This window comes from Pseudomonas sp. RW10S2, assembly GCF_014268985.1.
GTDB lineage: Bacteria > Pseudomonadota > Gammaproteobacteria > Pseudomonadales > Pseudomonadaceae > Aquipseudomonas > Aquipseudomonas wayambapalatensis.
In genome coordinates this window covers 14,520-31,074 of the sequence record NZ_JABWRO010000062.1, presented here as the reverse complement: position 1 = coordinate 31,074, position 16,555 = coordinate 14,520, and the positions used below count along the sequence as shown (strand labels likewise).

16 protein-coding genes are annotated in these 16,555 nt (G+C 63.8%); 9 read left to right on the top strand and 7 right to left on the bottom strand.

What is annotated here, in order from left to right; translation table 11 throughout:
- Positions 1-37: 37 nt before the first annotated feature.
- From tauC to tauA, 3 genes are read right to left on the bottom strand one after another with little or no spacing between them, the layout of a single operon-like run.
- Positions 38-877 carry a taurine ABC transporter permease TauC gene (tauC, locus tag HU729_RS14850; protein WP_186710741.1) on the bottom strand — a complete coding sequence of 280 codons (840 nt, stop codon included), beginning with the start codon at positions 875-877 and terminating at the stop codon, positions 38-40.
- A complete protein-coding gene (gene tauB / locus HU729_RS14845; protein WP_186667411.1) occupies positions 874-1,665 on the bottom strand; it encodes a taurine ABC transporter ATP-binding subunit in 792 nt (263 codons plus the stop codon). Before tauB ends, tauC begins: the two co-directional genes overlap by 4 nt.
- 58 nt (positions 1,666-1,723) lie before the next feature.
- Positions 1,724-2,695, bottom strand: a complete 972-nt coding sequence (tauA, locus tag HU729_RS14840) for a taurine ABC transporter substrate-binding protein (protein ID WP_186710740.1) — start codon at positions 2,693-2,695, stop codon at positions 1,724-1,726.
- Positions 2,696-3,180: 485 nt separating this feature from the next.
- Between tauA and HU729_RS14835 the strand changes: the two genes are divergently transcribed.
- From HU729_RS14835 to HU729_RS14800, 8 genes are all read left to right on the top strand, one after another.
- A complete protein-coding gene (locus tag HU729_RS14835) occupies positions 3,181-4,509 on the top strand; it encodes an OprD family porin (protein ID WP_186667413.1) in 1,329 nt (442 codons plus the stop codon).
- Between the two features lie 165 nt (positions 4,510-4,674).
- A complete protein-coding gene (locus HU729_RS14830; RefSeq protein ID WP_054891663.1) occupies positions 4,675-5,313 on the top strand; it encodes a peroxiredoxin in 639 nt (212 codons plus the stop codon).
- A gap of 239 nt (positions 5,314-5,552) precedes the next feature.
- On the top strand, positions 5,553-6,146 hold the full coding sequence (gene ssuE / locus HU729_RS14825) for an NADPH-dependent FMN reductase (RefSeq protein WP_186710738.1): 594 nt from the start codon (positions 5,553-5,555) through the stop codon (positions 6,144-6,146).
- 95 nt (positions 6,147-6,241) lie between these two features.
- The gene (locus tag HU729_RS14820; RefSeq protein ID WP_186710736.1) at positions 6,242-7,207 is read left to right on the top strand and encodes a sulfonate ABC transporter substrate-binding protein; all 966 of its coding nucleotides are present in this window, start codon (positions 6,242-6,244) and stop codon (positions 7,205-7,207) included.
- 60 nt (positions 7,208-7,267) lie between these two features.
- Complete coding sequence (gene ssuD, locus HU729_RS14815) at positions 7,268-8,416, top strand: FMNH2-dependent alkanesulfonate monooxygenase (protein WP_186667415.1); 1,149 nt, start codon at positions 7,268-7,270, stop codon at positions 8,414-8,416.
- A gap of 10 nt (positions 8,417-8,426) precedes the next feature.
- On the top strand, positions 8,427-9,224 hold the full coding sequence (ssuC, locus tag HU729_RS14810) for an aliphatic sulfonate ABC transporter permease SsuC (RefSeq protein WP_186667416.1): 798 nt from the start codon (positions 8,427-8,429) through the stop codon (positions 9,222-9,224).
- On the top strand, positions 9,221-10,033 hold the full coding sequence (ssuB, locus tag HU729_RS14805; protein ID WP_186710734.1) for an aliphatic sulfonates ABC transporter ATP-binding protein: 813 nt from the start codon (positions 9,221-9,223) through the stop codon (positions 10,031-10,033). Before ssuC ends, ssuB begins: the two co-directional genes overlap by 4 nt.
- Positions 10,034-10,063: 30 nt before the next feature.
- A complete protein-coding gene (locus HU729_RS14800) occupies positions 10,064-10,279 on the top strand; it encodes a molybdopterin-binding protein (protein ID WP_003255829.1) in 216 nt (71 codons plus the stop codon).
- A gap of 92 nt (positions 10,280-10,371) precedes the next feature.
- On the opposite strand, the gene HU729_RS14795 is transcribed toward HU729_RS14800, so the two are convergent.
- From HU729_RS14795 to HU729_RS14780, 4 genes are all read right to left on the bottom strand, one after another.
- A complete protein-coding gene (locus HU729_RS14795; RefSeq protein WP_186710732.1) occupies positions 10,372-11,004 on the bottom strand; it encodes a TetR/AcrR family transcriptional regulator in 633 nt (210 codons plus the stop codon).
- Positions 11,004-12,581 carry a glutamate--cysteine ligase gene (gshA, locus tag HU729_RS14790; protein WP_186710730.1) on the bottom strand — a complete coding sequence of 526 codons (1,578 nt, stop codon included), beginning with the start codon at positions 12,579-12,581 and terminating at the stop codon, positions 11,004-11,006. Before gshA ends, HU729_RS14795 begins: the two co-directional genes overlap by 1 nt.
- Positions 12,582-12,852: 271 nt before the next feature.
- Positions 12,853-13,236, bottom strand: coding sequence for a PaaI family thioesterase (locus tag HU729_RS14785; RefSeq protein ID WP_186710728.1), 384 nt, complete (start codon positions 13,234-13,236; stop codon positions 12,853-12,855).
- Positions 13,236-15,560 carry a Tex family protein gene (locus tag HU729_RS14780; protein WP_186710726.1) on the bottom strand — a complete coding sequence of 775 codons (2,325 nt, stop codon included), beginning with the start codon at positions 15,558-15,560 and terminating at the stop codon, positions 13,236-13,238. Before HU729_RS14780 ends, HU729_RS14785 begins: the two co-directional genes overlap by 1 nt.
- A gap of 228 nt (positions 15,561-15,788) precedes the next feature.
- Here HU729_RS14780 and ompR point away from each other — a divergent pair, with 228 nt between their 5' ends.
- On the top strand, positions 15,789-16,529 hold the full coding sequence (gene ompR, locus HU729_RS14775) for a two-component system response regulator OmpR (RefSeq protein ID WP_186667422.1): 741 nt from the start codon (positions 15,789-15,791) through the stop codon (positions 16,527-16,529).
- The last annotated feature ends 26 nt before the right edge of the window (positions 16,530-16,555 follow it).

Genomic DNA, 16,555 nt, shown 5'->3' with positions numbered 1-16,555 from the left:
TGTAGGAGCGGGCTTGCCCGCGATGAGGCCTAAAAGGTCAGTGACTCTGTCCATGCCAGGGTACGAGGCGGCGCTGCAGGGCGCGCAGGCCCATCTCCAGGGCAAAGGCGATCAGCGCGATCAGCAGGATGCCCAGCACTACCACATCGGTGACCAGGAACTGCGCGGCTGACTGCACCATGAAGCCCAGGCCGCTGGTGGCGGCGATCAGTTCGGCGGCGACCAGGGTCGACCAGCCGACCCCCAGGCCGATGCGAATGCCGGTGAGGATGTCAGGCAAGGCGCTGGGCAGGATCACATGGCGAATCAGTTGCACCTTGCTCGCCCCCAGCGACTGCGCGGCGCGCAGCTTGGCCGGGTCGACGGTGCGCACGCCGGTGGCGGTGGCGATGGCGATCGGGGCGAAGATCGCCAGGTAGATCAGCAGCACTTTTGACAGCTCGCCGATCCCGCACCAGATCACGATCAGCGGCAGGTAGGCCAGCGGCGGTATCGGTCGGTAGAACTCGATCAGTGGGTCGAGGATGCCGCGAGCCACGCGGTTGTAGCCGATGGCGATGCCGACCGGAATCGCGGTCAGGGTCGCCGCCAGCAACGCCACGCCGATGCGGCCCATGCTCGCGCCCAGGTGCTGCCAGAGGCTGGCGTCCATGTAGCCCTGGGTCAGCAGTACCCAGGCCTTGGCCAGGATGTCGCCGGGGGCGGGCAGGAACAGTGGCTCGACCCAGCCGGCAGCGGTCACCAGCCACCAGACCAGCAGCAGGCTGGCCAGGGTCAGGACGCTGATCCAGCGGGTCGGCAGCGGGCGGCGGGTCTTCACCGCCGAGGCGGTGCGGGTGTCGGTTTTGCCGGCGACCGGCAGGTCCAGGCTGCTCATGCGGACTCCTCGCGGCGGGCGGCACGTTGGGAAAACACCCGCGACAGCACGTGCTCGCGGGTTTCGATGAAGCGCGGGTCGGACTTGATCGCCCGCGCTGGTTCGCCCGCGGCGTAGCGCTGGCCGAAGTCCAGTCGCAGGCGCTCGACCACGCGCCCCGGATTCGGGGCCAGCAACACCAGTTCGCTGGCCAGGAACACGGCTTCCTCGATGTCGTGGGTGATCAGGAACACCGGTTTTGCGGTGCGCTGCCAGACCTGCAGCAACAGCTCCTGCATCTGCTCGCGGGTGAAGGCATCGAGGGCGCCGAAGGGTTCGTCCATCAGCAGTACGCGTGGGTCGGCAGCCAGGGCGCGGGCCAGGCCCACGCGCTGCTTCTGTCCACCGGAAAGCTGCCAGATGCGCCGGTCGCCGAACCCGGCCAGATCGACCAGTGCCAGCATCTCGCGTGCCTTGGCCTCACGCTGCGCGCGAGGGACGCCGGCCAGCTCCAGGCCGAAAGCGACATTGCCGAGCACGTCCTGCCAGGGCAGCAGGGCGTCATCCTGGAACACCACGCCACGGTCGGCACCCGGGCCTTGCACGGGCGCACCGTCGAGGGTGATGCGCCCGCTGCTGGGGGCGACGAAGCCGGCGATGAGATTGAGCAGCGAGGTCTTGCCGCTGCCGGAGGGCCCGAGGGCGACCAGCAGTTGGCGTGGCCCCAGCGTCAGGTTGATGTCATCCAGCACCGGGGTGGTGGCGCCGGGGTACTGTGCGCTGATGCGCTCCAGCTCGAGCAAGGCCATGATGGGCTCCGGTTCGGGGCGCAGGGCGCCCCTGGGTTCGGTCGGTTGGGCAGGTGCTTCAGTCGGGAAGGAACTTGGCCGTTACGTACGGCGAGTAATCCGGCAGCACCGCCTCGACCTTGCCCTGCTCCTTGAGGAAGGTCGCGGTGTCGGTCAGCGCCTGGGTGGTTGGCGCGCCCAGTGCCGCGCTCTGGTCGGCGGCCAGCGGGTAGACGTTGCCCTCCAGCAGGCCGGGGATATCGCCGGTCTTGGCGCCGGACAGCTTGGCCAGCTTGTTCACGTTGTCTGGATTGGCCAGCCAGGCTTTCGGGTCCTTGCGGTAGTCGGCGTAGGCGTCGAGGGTGACCTTGGCGAACGACTTGACGATCTCCGGGTGCTTCTCGGCGAAGTCCTTGCGCACGATCCAGGCATCGAAGGTCGGGGCGCCTTTCTTTGCCAGTTCGCCAGAGGTGATCAGCACCTTGCCGATTTCCTTGGCCACGCCCAGCGCCGGGTCCCAGACGTAGGTGGCGTCGATGTCGCCGCGTTTCCAGGCGGCGATGATCGCAGGCGGCGCGAGGTTGAGGATCTGCACCTTGGCCGGGTCGATGTTCCAGCTCTTGAGCGCCGCCAGCAGGCTGTAGTGGCCCGTGGAGACGAAGGGCACGGCGACTTTCTTGCCGATCAGGTCCTGTGGGGTCTTGATGCTGTCGCGGGCGACCAGCGCTTCACCGGCGCCGATCTGGGTGGCGATGAGGAACGTCTCCACCGGCACCTTGCGGGTGGTCGCGGCAGCCAGCGGGCTGGAGCCCAGGTAGCCGATCTGCACGTCGCCGGAGGCGACGGCGGCGATGATGTCGGCACCGTTGTCGAATTTGCGCCAGTCGATGCTGGCGTGGCTGGCTTTTTCATAGCTGCCATCGGCCTGGGCCACCTTGGCCGGGTCCACGGTGGTCTGGTAGGCCACGGTCAGGTCGGCGGCCTGGGCGAACCAGCTGGCGCTGGCCAGGGTCAGCGCGGCGAACAGGCGCAGGGGGGCGTGGGGGATCATGATCGAACCTCTCGTCAGGCATCGGGTGATGAATGACGCGAAGACTAAATGATCTAAGAATTGCAAAATAAATAACTTTTGAGAATTAGCTTAGGAGACAAAACGCTTAGCGAACGCACCCTGTCGGACGAAAGGTTGTGAAATTTTTGTGAAAGGCTACGCTTTCACAACTTTTCACGGAGCGCCCTCTGGCAAAGGGCTGTAGATAACCGGAAGCTATGAGCAAGGGACGCCAATACACCAAATGACGCTGAAGGTTCCGTATTTATTCCGGAAAAATCTGAAGGTTTCATAAAACGGTCATTTTGGATTTATAGGATTGTCATTATCCTGTAGCGCAGGTGCATTAGACCAAAGTCGTGAAATCTCTGGTAACGATTGACTTACCGGTCACACTTTGGTGCTAAATCGCTTACCCGTGGCGAGGGGGGCAACAGATCCCTCCGCCTTGAGAGTACAAAAATTAGAACGTAGAGGAGCAAAGCATGTACAAGTCTAGCCTGGCTCTGGCCGTGGCACTGGGGGTTCTCGCCCAACAAGCGGGCGCAGCCGGTTTCGTCGAGGACAGCAAGCTGTCTCTCAGCTCGCGTACCATGTACTTCAACAACGACAACCGTGAAGCGCCGACTTCCACGGCCGGTATCCGTCCGGATCAGCGTGAGTCCGGTCAGGGCTTCAAGCTGGATTACATTTCTGGCTTCACTCAAGGTACCGTTGGCTTTGGTGTCGATGCGCAGGCACTCTGGGGTATTCACCTGGATGGCGGTCAGGGTTACCACAAAGGCGGCTTCTTCCCGGATGACGGCGACGGCTCTGCCAGTCAATGGGCCCGTTTGGGCGCGAACGCCAAGGCACGCTTCTCCAAGACCGAAGTGCACTTCGGTAGCGCCCTAGCGCCGAACCTGCCGATCTTGGTTGCTAACGATGGCCGACTGCTGCCGCAAACCTTCGAAGGCGGCACCATCCAATCGAAGGAAATCGACAACCTCACCATCAATGCGGGTCAGCTGACCCATGCGATGGGGCGTGCTTCGAGCAACCGTACCGGCCTGTCGGTCAACGGCGCTTCCCAGGAAAGCAACAAGTTCCGCTACGGTGGTCTGGACTACAAGCTTACGCCTGACCTGACCCTGCAGTACTACTACTCGAACCTGGAAGACTTCTACAAGCAGCACTTCCTAGGCGCGACGCACGTCTTCAAGATCGCCGACGACCAGTCCTTCAAGACCGACCTTCGCTACTTCGATAGCAGCAGCGATGGCAAGAATGGCAGCGGCGGCGGCTGGAACTTCAACAACAACAGCGGCTACGCGAAGACGCCAGGCAAAGTTGACAACAAGACCTGGTCGGCGATGTTCACTTATACCCTGGGTGGTCATGCCTTCCTGCTCGGTCACCAGCGCGTCAACGACGACGGCGGTTTTGTCTGGCTGAACCAGGGTAGCCTGCCGAACGAAGGCGCTGGCGGCTCCAGCTTCTACCTGTTCACCGACAGCATGATCAACCAGTTCGCCAAGGCCGGTGAGAACACCACCTTCGGTCAATACTCGTATGACTTCGCGCGTCTGGGTGTTCCTGGCCTGAAGGCTTCCGTGTCGTACCTGCGTGGTGAAGACGGCAAGAACGCCAACGGCAACGGTACCTTCAGTGAGTGGGAGCGCGATGCTCGCGTTGACTACGTCATCCAGGAAGGCACCCTCAAAGGCCTGGGCGCCAGTCTGCGTCACGGTGTCTACCGTGGGTCGGGTACCAGTTCCCTGCAAGACCAGGATCAAACCCGCTTCATCGTCAACTACACTTACAACTTCATGTAAGTCGTAGCTGCAACGAAAGAGCCTCGCCTGGTGCGAGGCTTTTTTGTGTGTGCAAATTCGTATTCTTTCTGGTTATAAATAAATCAGTATTCATTCTTTTTGTTTTTAATCGGAAGCAGGCACATTGAATCCCACAAGGCCAGACACAGCACAGGAGCCGCTTCCATGAGCCTCAAACTCGGCGACATCGCCCCCGACTTCGAACAGGATTCCAGCGCCGGCAAGATCCGTTTCCATGAGTGGCTGGGCAACAGCTGGGGCGTGCTGTTCTCCCACCCGGCCGACTTCACCCCAGTGTGCACCACCGAACTGGGCCTGACCGCCAAGCTCAAGGATGAGTTCGCCAAGCGCGGCGTCAAGGCTATCGCACTGTCGGTGGACCCGGTCGACTCGCACCACAAGTGGATCGATGACATCAACGAGACCCAGAACACCGTGGTCAACTTCCCGATCATCGCCGATGCCGATCGCAAGGTGTCTGACCTGTACGACCTGATCCACCCCAACGCCAACGACACCCTTACCGTACGCTCGCTGTTCGTGATCGACCCGAACAAGAAGGTACGCCTGACCATCACCTATCCAGCCAGCACAGGGCGCAACTTCAACGAAATCCTGCGGGTGATCGATTCGTTGCAGCTGACCGACAACTACAAGGTCGCCACCCCAGGTAACTGGCAGGACGGTGACGAAGTGGTGATCGTGCCTTCGCTGAAGGATGAGGACGAGATCAAGCAGCGCTTCCCGAAAGGTTATCGGGCCGTCAAACCCTATCTGCGCCTCACCCCGCAACCCAATCGTTGAATCCTCGTTGCATTGCTCTTAGCCATAGCAGGGATTTCGGGCCGTTTCGACGGCCTTTTTTTATGCCCGCTTTTTGTGGGAGCGGGCTGGCCCGCGAAACGGGCGAGGTCAAAACGATATATCTCCATAATGCATAAACAAATGAAAAAATATGATTTATAGATATATGTGGCGAGCTGCTAATGTCGGAGTCATTCACTGGGGCCACACCCCGGAACCGAATTTAAGGAAGCGCTGCAATGCTGGTTGTTTCGATAGGTGGTAGCCCCAGTACCCGTTCACGTTCCGGCGTGCTGCTCGAGCGTTCGCGCCAGTGGTTGCAGGATCGTGGTGTGGAGGTGGTGACCTTCCAGGTGCGTGAGTTTCCGGCAGAAGACCTGCTCCACGCACGTTTCGACAGCCCACAGGTGCAGCACTTCCAGCAACTGGTAGCCCAGGCTGATGGGCTGGTGGTGTCGACCCCGGTGTACAAGGCATCGTTCGCCGGGGCTCTGAAGACCTTGCTCGACCTGCTGCCCGAGCGCGCGCTGGAACACAAGGTAGTCCTGCCGATCGCTACCGGCGGCAGCATCGCCCACATGCTGGTGGTGGATTACGCATTGAAGCCTGTGCTGTCGGCACTCAAGGCGCAGGAGACCCTTCAAGGGATCTTCGCCGACGACAGCCAGGTCGCTTACGCCGAAGGCAATCGCCCGGCACAGTTGGCCGAGGCCCTGGAGGCCCGCCTGCTGGACTCGCTGGAAACCTTCCACAGTGCCTTGGCGCGTCGGCCCAAGCCGGTCGCTCCGGGTGTACTCAACGAACGCCTGATCAGTGCTCGCTGGAGCATCTGAACGACCCCGCAAATGCGTCACCGTTTTTCCACCTTACTCGCCCGACAACGAGGCAAGCAGGTGCAACCCGAACCTCATTCGCACAGGAGAGCGCCATGCGCACAGTCTTCTTGCGTCGTGGTCTGGTCGCCCTGTTTGCGGCGGCTGTGTCCTTCGGCGCCATCACCCAAGCCCAGGCCGAGAGCCTGCGCATCGGTTACCAGAAGTACGGCACCCTGGTGCTGCTCAAGGCCAAGGGCTCGCTGGAAAAGCGCCTGAAGGAACAGGGCATCGACGTGCAATGGACCGAGTTCCCCGGTGGCCCGCAGCTGCTCGAAGGGCTGAACGTCGGCTCGATCGATTTCGGTGTCACCGGCGAAACGCCACCCGTCTTCGCCCAGGCCGCCGGTGCCGACCTGCTCTACGTGGCCTATGAGCCGCCTGCGCCGCACAGCGAGGCGATCCTCGTGCCCAAGGGCTCGCCGATCCAGTCGGTGAAGGAGCTCAAAGGCAAGAAAGTCGCGCTGAACAAAGGCTCCAACGTGCACTACCTGCTGGTCCGCGCCCTTGAGGACGCCGGCCTGAAATACAGCGACATCCAGCCCGTTTACCTGCCACCTGCGGATGCCCGCGCCGCCTTCGAGCGTGGCAGCGTCGATGCCTGGGTGATCTGGGACCCGTACCAGGCGGCTGCCGAACAGCAGTTGCAGGCCCGTACCCTGCGTGATGGCAAGGACCTGGTCGACAACCACCAGTTCTACCTGGCTACCCGCAGCTACGCCACCCAGCACCCGGCGGTGATCAGCACCCTCATCGACGAGGTGCGCGCCGTGGGCGAGTGGTCCCAGGCCAACCCGCAGCAAGTGACCGACCAGGTCGCGCCGCTGCTCGGCCTGCCGGCCGATATCACCCTGACCTCAGTCAAGCGCCAGGGCTACGGCGCTGCGCCGCTGACCCCGCAGGTGATCGCCGCGCAACAGAAGATCGCCGACACCTTCCAGGCCCTGAAGCTGATTCCCAAGCCCTTGAGCATCAAGGACGTGATCTGGACCCCACCGGCCAAGGTCGCCAGCGCGCCTTGAACGATTCGCCTGCGCCGCAGCATCGCTGCGGCTTGAGCCCCCCTTGAGGAGACAACTCCAATGAGCCTTAACATTTTCTGGTTCCTCCCCACCCACGGCGACGGCAAGTACCTGGGTACCACCGAAGGCGCACGCGCCGTCGATCACGGCTACCTGACCCAGATCGCCCAGGCGGCCGATCGCCTGGGTTTCGGTGGCGTGCTGATCCCTACCGGTCGTTCCTGCGAGGACTCCTGGCTGGTCGCGGCGTCACTGATTCCGGTGACGCAGAACCTGAAGTTCCTGGTCGCGCTGCGCCCGGGCATCATTTCGCCGACCGTGGCCGCCCGCCAGGCTGCGACTCTGGATCGCCTGTCCAATGGCCGGGCGCTGTTCAACCTGGTGACCGGTGGTGATCCGGACGAGCTGGCCGGCGATGGTCTGCACCTGAACCACCAGGAGCGCTACGAAGCCTCGGTCGAGTTCACGCGCATCTGGCGCAAGGTGCTGGAAGGCGAAGTGGTCGACTACGACGGCAAGCACATCCAGGTGAAGGGCGCCAAGCTGCTCTATCCACCGATCCAGCAGCCGCGCCCGCCGCTGTATTTCGGCGGTTCGTCCGAGGCCGCACAAGACCTCGCCGCCGAGCAGGTCGAGCTGTACCTGACCTGGGGTGAGCCCCCGGCTGCAGTGGCGGAGAAGATCGCCGCGGTGCGCGAGAAAGCCGCTGCGCAAGGCCGCGAAGTGCGCTTCGGTATCCGCCTGCATGTGATCGTGCGGGAAACCAACGAAGAAGCCTGGGCTGCCGCCGATCGACTGATTTCGCACCTGGACGATGACACCATCGCCCGCGCCCAGGCCTCGCTGGCGCGCTTCGATTCGGTTGGCCAGCAACGCATGGCGGCCTTGCACAACGGCAACCGCGACAAGCTCGAAGTCAGCCCCAACCTGTGGGCGGGCGTCGGCTTGGTACGAGGCGGCGCCGGTACCGCGCTGGTGGGCGATGGCCCGACGGTCGCGGCGCGGGTCAAGGAATACGCCGACCTGGGCATCGATACCTTTATCTTCTCCGGTTATCCACACCTGGAAGAGTCCTACCGCGTCGCCGAGCTGCTGTTCCCGCACTTGGACGTGCAGCGCCCGGAGCAGGCCAAGACCGGGGGCTACGTGAGCCCGTTCGGTGAAATGGTCGCCAACGACATCCTGCCCAAGTCCGTGTCGCAGAGCTGAGGGCCAGGCCATGAGTCGTGCAACTTCCTCCACCCTGACACAGCGCCTGGCGCCATGGGCCTTGCCCGTGCTGCTGCTGGCGGTGTGGCAGCTGGCGGTCAGCGCTGGATGGCTGTCCACGCGCATCTTGCCGGCACCGAGCGCTGTGGTCAGCGCCGGTGTCGAACTGGTGCGCAGCGGCGAGATCTGGACGCACCTGGCGATCAGTGGCTGGCGCGCAGGTGTGGGCTTTTTGATCGGCGGCAGCATCGGTCTGTTGCTGGGGTTCGTCACCGGCCTTTCGAACTGGGGCGAACGCCTGCTCGACAGCTCGGTGCAGATGATCCGCAACGTGCCGCACCTGGCGCTGATCCCGCTGGTGATCCTGTGGTTCGGCATCGACGAGTCGGCGAAGATCTTCCTGGTCGCGCTGGGCACGCTGTTCCCGATCTACCTGAACACCTACCACGGCATCCGTAATGTCGACCCGGCGCTGGTGGAAATGGCGCGCAGCTATGGCCTGTCCGGTTTCTCGCTGTTCCGCCAGGTGATCCTGCCCGGTGCGCTGCCTTCGATCCTGGTCGGTGTGCGCTTTGCCCTGGGCTTCATGTGGCTGACCCTGATCGTTGCCGAGACCATCTCGGCCAATGCCGGCATCGGTTACCTGGCGATGAACGCCCGTGAATTCCTGCAAACCGACGTGGTGGTCCTGGCCATCGTCATGTACGCCGTGCTCGGCAAGCTCGCCGACCTCGCCGCCCGTGGCCTGGAGCGTGTCTGGCTGCGCTGGCACCCCGCCTACCAGGTGGCGAAGAAGGAGGGCGCATGACCGTGCTCAAGGAACAACCGCCGCGCCTGCTGCGTGGCATCCCGCTGGCCGCCAACGGCCTGCGCAAGACCTTCGGCAAGCGTGAAGTGCTGCGCGGTATCGACCTGCACATCCCGGCAGGCCAGTTCGTCGCCATCGTTGGCCGCTCCGGCTGTGGCAAGAGCACCTTGTTGCGCCTGCTGGCCGGTCTGGACCAACCCAGCGCCGGCGAGCTGCTGGCCGGTGCCGCGCCGCTGGCCGATGCCCGCGAGGAAACCCGTCTGATGTTCCAGGACGCCCGTCTGCTGCCCTGGAAGAAGGTGATCGACAACGTCGGCCTGGGCTTGTCCGGAGACTGGCGGCCACGCGCGGTGCAAGCGCTGGAAGAGGTCGGCCTGGCCGATCGTGCCAATGAATGGCCAGCTGCGCTGTCCGGCGGGCAGAAGCAGCGCGTGGCCCTGGCCCGCGCGCTGATCCACCAGCCACGCCTGCTGCTGCTCGACGAGCCACTGGGTGCACTAGATGCCCTGACGCGAATCGAAATGCAGCAACTGATCGAGCGCCTCTGGCGCGAACACGGCTTCACCGTGCTGTTGGTCACCCACGACGTCAACGAGGCCGTTGCCGTGGCCGACCGGGTGATCCTGATCGAGGACGGCGAGGTCGGTCTGGACCTCACCGTCGACCTGGCAAGGCCGCGGGCGCGTGGTTCGCACCGCCTGGCGGCGCTGGAAAGCGAAGTGCTCAACCGTGTCCTGTCCGTCCCTGGCACCCCGCCCGAGCCGGAACCTGTAGCCCCTTTGCCCACGCAACTGCGTTGGGCCCACTGAATCTGCGAAGCCAACCAAAGGAATCAAGCCATGACCATCAAAGCGATCAACGTCCGCAACCAGTTCAAAGGCACCGTCAAAGAAATCCTCGAAGGCCCGGTACTGTCGGAAATCGACGTGCAGACCGCCTCCGGCATCGTCACTTCGGTGATCACTACGCGTTCCGTGCGCGAGCTGGAACTGCAGGTTGGCAGTGAAGTGATTGCCTTCGTGAAATCCACCGAGGTGTCCATCGCCAAGCTGTGATGGCGTTTGACTCCCGGGCCGTGTGAAGGCTTTCGCGGGCAAGCCCGCTCCCACAGTAACCTGTAGGAGCGGGCTTGCCCGCGAAGGCAATTTCAGCTTGTGCGCTTGGCCAGGAACGGCGGCAGATACAGCCCCAGATAAGCCTCGAACACCCGCATGCCTTCCTCTGCCATGCGCGGTGTGATCTGCTCGTGCAGCTGTATCGACCGGGCATAGACCCGGTCGCTCAGCTCCATTGCCAGGGCGAACACATCCACGTCCCCAGGCATCACCGGCAGCAGGAAATGCCGGTCGAACAGCTTGTGCAGCAAATCGCCCAGCTCCATGTCGTGCTGGCGGTCGGCCTGGACCACTTCGCTCAGGCCATGCTGGGCGAGGATCAACTGCCGGGCGGCAGTGTCCTGGTTGTAGATATCCAGCATGCGCTGCTCGACCAGGCGTGACAGACCCTGCCAGGTGCTGAAGGCGTGGTTGTCGATCGGCGCGCTCAGCGCCTCGCGAAAGGCGCGGTGCACGTCGGCGGTCAGGGCTTCGAGCAACGCCGGAACGCTGGCGAAGAAGTGATAGACCGAGGACGGCGGGATCTGCGCCCGTTCGGCCACGCTGTAGATCGACAGCCCCGCTACCCCCTCGCCCGCCAGCAGCTCGCGAGCCGCCGCCAGGATCGCTTCGATCCTGGCCTGGCTGCTGGCGCGGGGCTTGCGTGACGAGGGCGTGCGGCTCATCAGTTGCTGATCGCCAGGATGCTGGCCTGGTAGGCACCGACGAACAGGTCGAAGTCGCCGACTTCCTGCTGCTCCAGGCGCGACTGTTCGGCCAGAGAGTCGCGGGCGAGTGTTTCGAAGGCTTGCTGGCGCTCGCCAGGCAGCGCTTGCTCACGGAAGGTTTCGGCGTGCAGCTTGCTCTGGCGCAGCGAGAATTCGACGAAGCTTTCTTCGTGCTCGGTCATGCGCGCCAGGACCTGTGCAGAAGGTGTCAGCTCCGGGTCGTCGACCTTGGCCTGCTGCGCCTCCAGGGCCTTGGCGTGGTCGTCACCACCTTGCGCCTGGTCAAGCAGTCCGGCCAGCTGGCCGATGCGGGCGATCAGATCGCTGGCCCATTCGCGCAGGGCGACCGGCTGACCATCGCGCTGCAGCTCCAGGCCTGGGCGACGGCCTTCCTTGACTACGGTGAGGAAGTTGCTGGTGCACTGGCCGCATTCGCCGTTGTCCAGCGATGGGCTGTCCTCAAGCGCGCAGAACAGCAGGAAGGCGTCGAGGAAGCGAGCCTCGGTCAGGTCGATGCCCACCGGCAGGAAGGGGTTGATGTCCAGGCAGCGCACCTCGACGTACTGCACGCCGCGCGCGATCAGGGCCTGGATCGGACGTTCGCCGGTGTAGGTGACACGCTTGGGGCGAATGTTCGAATAGTACTCGTTCTCGATCTGCAGGATGTTGGTGTTCAACTGCACCCATTCGCCGTCCTTGTGCGTACCCACTTCGACATAGGGCGGGTAAGGCGTGCCAACGGCCTTGCGCAGGCTGTCGGTGTAGCTGGACAGGTTGTTGTAGCAGGGCGTCAGGCCGGCCTGGGCGTTGCTCTGGTAACCCAGGTCGCTCATGCGCAGGCTAGTGGCGTAGGGCAGGTAGAGGGTGTTGGCATCCAGCTCTTCGAGCTGGTGCGGGCGGCCGCGCAGGAAGCCTTTGTCCAGTGCTGGCGAGGCGCCGAACAGGTACATCAGCAGCCAGCTGTAGCGGCGGAAGTTGCGGATCAGCGCAATGTAGGCCGACGACTGATAGTCACGGTCGTCCTGCTCGCTGCCTTCCGCTTCACGCAGCAGGGGCCAGAGGGCCTCGGGCAGCGAGAAGTTGTAGTGGATGCCGGCGATGCACTGCATGGTGCGGCCGTAGCGCAGGGCCAGGCCCTTGCGGTACACGTGCTTGAGCTTGCCGATGTTGGAGCTGCCGTACTCGGCGATCGGGATGTCTTCCTCGGCGGGCAGCGCGCACGGCATCGACGGGCTCCACAGGTATTCGTCGCCGAGCTTGGTGTAGACGAAACGGTGGATCTCCTCGAGGTTCTCGAGCACCTTGGCCGGATCAGCCAGGGCCGGGGTGATGAACTCCAGCAGCGACTCGGAATAATCGGTGGTGATCTGCTCGTTGGTCAGTGCCGAACCCAGGGCTTCGGGGTGTGGGGTCTGGGCCAGCCGACCTTCGTCGGTTACTCGCAGGCATTCGCGCTCAATGCCGTGCAGGCACTGCTTGAGCAGGGAGAGATTGGCGCCGAGCAAGCTCAGGCGGCGATTGAGGAGGTCGCTCAAGATGGATTCCTTCACGCGTCAGTCGCCCCAATATGGGGGTAGAAATGACGGTCTACAAGGGTAGGGACAAAGGAACTGGCGTTGTCGCCTGGTTTACGCGGTTCCGGTGCTGGTAGCGCAGATACTTTGGGGCCTTGCCGAGCCCATCGCGGGACAAGCCCGCTCCCACAAAAGCACCGAGGCACCTGTGTGAGCGGGCTTGTCACGCGATAGGGTCAGTGACAGCGCCCGACCAATACCGGCAAAAATACCGCAGTTATCACTCGGGCAGCTAGAGAACCGCGAAGGTTCCCTGTGCCTTGGCCACCAGTTTGTCGCCCTGGAGCACGTCGGCGTCGACCACCAGCGTACGCCGCCCGGCGTGTATCACCCGGGCGGTGCACAGCACTTCGCCGTCGCTGACAGCGCGCATGTAGTTGATCTTGCATTCGATGGTCACGCTCTGCTGGTCGAAGCCATGGCTGGCCGAACAGGCCAGGCCCATGGCGATGTCCACCAGGCTGAAGATCGCCCCACCGTGCAGTTTCTGGCCACGGTTGCGCAAGTGCGGTTCCAGCGGCAGGGCCACCTCGGCAACGCCTGCATCCAGGCGTTGCAGGCGGCAGCCCAGAAGCTGGCTGAAGGCGCTTTCGACGTATTCCTTCGGGACGTCCATCACTTCTTCTTCAACTGCTTGGCGTTGGCGAACAGCGCGGCCATGGCGTTGTTGGCCGGTGCGGCGGTGGCTGTCTCGCGTGGGCGTGGTGCCTGCTGCGAACGGTTGCCGCCGTTGCCGCGTGCGCCGCCACGGTTGCCTTCGACCTTCTCGCCGGGGGTGTCGCTCATGCGCATGGACAGGCCGACGCGCTTGCGCGGGATATCCACTTCCATGACCTTGACCTTGACCACGTCGCCGGCCTTGACCGCCTCGCGAGGATCCTTGACGAACTTCTCCGACAGCGCCGAGATGTGCACCAGACCATCCTGGTGCACGCCGATGTCGATGAAGGCACCGAAGTTGGTGACGTTGGTCACCACGCCTTCGAGGATCATGCCGGGCTCCAGGTCCTTGAGGTCCTCGACGCCATCCTGGAAGGTGGCGGTCTTGAACTCAGGGCGCGGGTCGCGGCCAGGCTTGTCCAGCTCCTGGAGGATGTCGGTGACGGTCGGCAGGCCGAAGGATTCGTCGGTGAATTTCTTCGGGTCGAGGCGCTTGAGGAAGCTGCTGTCGCCGATCAGCGAGCGGATGTCGCGGTCGGTGTCGGCGGCGATACGTTGCACCAGTGGGTAGGCTTCGGGGTGCACGGCAGAGGCGTCCAGCGGGTTGTCGCCGTTCATCACGCGCAGGAAGCCTGCGGCCTGCTCGAAGGTCTTCTCGCCGAGGCGGCTGACCTTCTTCAGCGCCGCCCGGGTGGCGAACGGGCCGTTGGCGTCGCGGTGGGCGACGATGTTCTGTGCCAGTGTGGCGTTCAGGCCGGAGATACGGGTCAGCAAGGCCACCGAGGCGGTGTTGACGTCCACGCCCACGGCGTTCACGCAGTCCTCGACCACCGCGTCCAGGCCGCGCGCCAGTTTCACCTGCGACACATCGTGCTGGTACTGACCCACCCCGATGGACTTCGGATCGATCTTCACCAGTTCGGCCAGCGGATCCTGCAGGCGGCGGGCGATCGACACCGCGCCGCGGATCGAGACGTCGAGATCCGGGAATTCGCGGGCAGCCAGTTCGGACGCGGAGTACACCGAGGCGCCTGCTTCGGAGACCATGACCTTGGTGATCTTCAGCGCCGGGTATTTTTTCACCAGGTCACCGATCAGCTTGTCGCTTTCGCGGCTGGCGGTGCCGTTGCCGATGGCGATCAGCTCCACCGAATGCTTGGCGCACAGGGCGGCGAGCACGGAGATGGTGCGGTCCCAGTCGTTTTTTGGCGCGTGCGGGTAGACGGTGGTGTAGTCCAGCAGCTTGCCGGTGGCATCGACCACCGCGACCTTGCAGCCGGTGCGCAGGCCGGGGTCGAAGCCCAGGGTGGCACGCGGGCCGGCCGGGGCGGCCAGCAGCAGGTCGTGCAGGTTGTGGGCGAAGACGTTGATCGCCTCGCCTTCGGCGTTGTCGCGCAGCTCGCCGAACAGGTCGGTTTCCAGGTGAGTGTAGAGCTTGACCTTCCAGGTCCAGCGCACCACCTCGCCCAGCCATTTGTCGGCCGGGCGGCTGCGGTTCTCGATGCCAACGAGGCTGGCGATCATCAGCTCGCACGGGTGCAGGGTGCCCGGCAGCTCCTCGCCGACCTTGAGCGAAGCGCTCAGCACGCCTTCGTTGCGACCGCGGAAGATCGCCAGGGCGCGGTGCGACGGGGCGTTGCGCAGCAGTTCGTCATGGGCGAAGTAGTCGCGGAACTTGGCGCCTTCCTCTTCCTTGCCCGGTATCACGCGCGCGGTGAGCACTGCCTCCTGCTTGAGGAAACCGCGCAGCTTTTCGAGCAGGGCGGCGTCTTCGGCGAAGCGCTCCATGAGGATGTACTTGGCGCCTTCGAGGGCGGCCTTGACGTCGGCGACGCCTTTGTCGGCGTCGACAAAGCGCGCGGCTTCGCTTTCAGGGTCGCGCTGCGGGTCGTCGAACAGGCCGTCGGCCAGTTCGCCCAGGCCGGCTTCCAGGGCAATCTGGCCCTTGGTGCGGCGCTTTTGCTTGTAGGGCAGGTAAAGGTCTTCGAGGCGGGTCTTGGTGTCGGCGAGCTTGATCTCGCGGGCCAGTTCCGGGGTCAGCTTGCCCTGCTCCTCGATGCTTGCCAGGATGCTGGCGCGGCGCTCGTCGAGTTCACGCAGGTAACGCAGGCGCTCTTCCAGGTGGCGCAGTTGCGTATCGTCCAGGCTGCCGGTCACTTCCTTGCGGTAACGGGCGATGAAGGGCACGGTCGAGCCTTCGTCCAACAGGCCCACGGCCGCCTCGACCTGCTGTGGGCGCACGCCCAGTTCCTCGGCGATACGGCTGTTGATGCTGTCCATGAGAACCACCTGACAAATAGTGAATACTAGGGCCGCAGTGGGGGTTCAGGCCCGGCGGCACTGGATGAAAGCCGCGCATTATACCCATCGCGTCCGGCTTGCGGTGATGGCGCTTGGCCATGCTCCTGGTGCGGGAAGTGGCACCCGGGGAAAAATCTGCTAACAATGCACACGGCACGCATCGCAATGGCTACGCCATAATGCGCCGCGATATCAGAGGAGTTATTGATGACCAGCACCGCAAACATTGCTGAAGGCGAAAAGATTCTCATCGTTGACGACGATCCAGGGCTGAGCAGCCTGCTGGAACGTTTCTTCACCAGCAAGGGCTTCCGTGCCCGCGCCGTGCCGAACGTCGAGCAGATGGACCGCCTGCTGGCCCGCGAAGTGTTCAACCTGGTGGTGCTCGACCTCATGCTGCCGGGTGAAGACGGCCTCTCCGCCTGCCGCCGCCTGCGCGCGGCGAACAACCAGATCCCGATCATCATGCTCACCGCCAAGGGCGACGAGCTCAGCCGCATCAAGGGCCTCGAGCTGGGCGCTGACGATTATCTCGCCAAGCCGTTCAACCCCGACGAGCTGGTCGCGCGGGTCAAGGCCGTGCTGCGGCGCCAGGTCCCGAGCGTTCCTGGCGCTCCGGGCAGCGAGGAAGAGACCGTCACCTTCGGCGACTACGAACTGTCGCTGGCCACCCGCGAACTCAAGCGCGGCGATGAAGTGCACATGCTCACCACCGGTGAGTTCGCCGTGCTCAAGGCACTGGTCATGCATGCTCGCGAACCGCTGACCCGTGACAAGCTGATGAACCTGGCCCGTGGCCGCGAGTGGGATGCCCTTGAGCGCTCAATCGACGTGCAGATCTCGCGCCTGCGCCGGATGATCGAACCCGATCCATCGAAGCCTCGCTACATCCAGACGGTCTGGGGTGTGGGTTATGTCTTCGTGCCGGACGGAAATGCCGGTAAATGAACCGCTGCCATGACACGGCAGGGCGG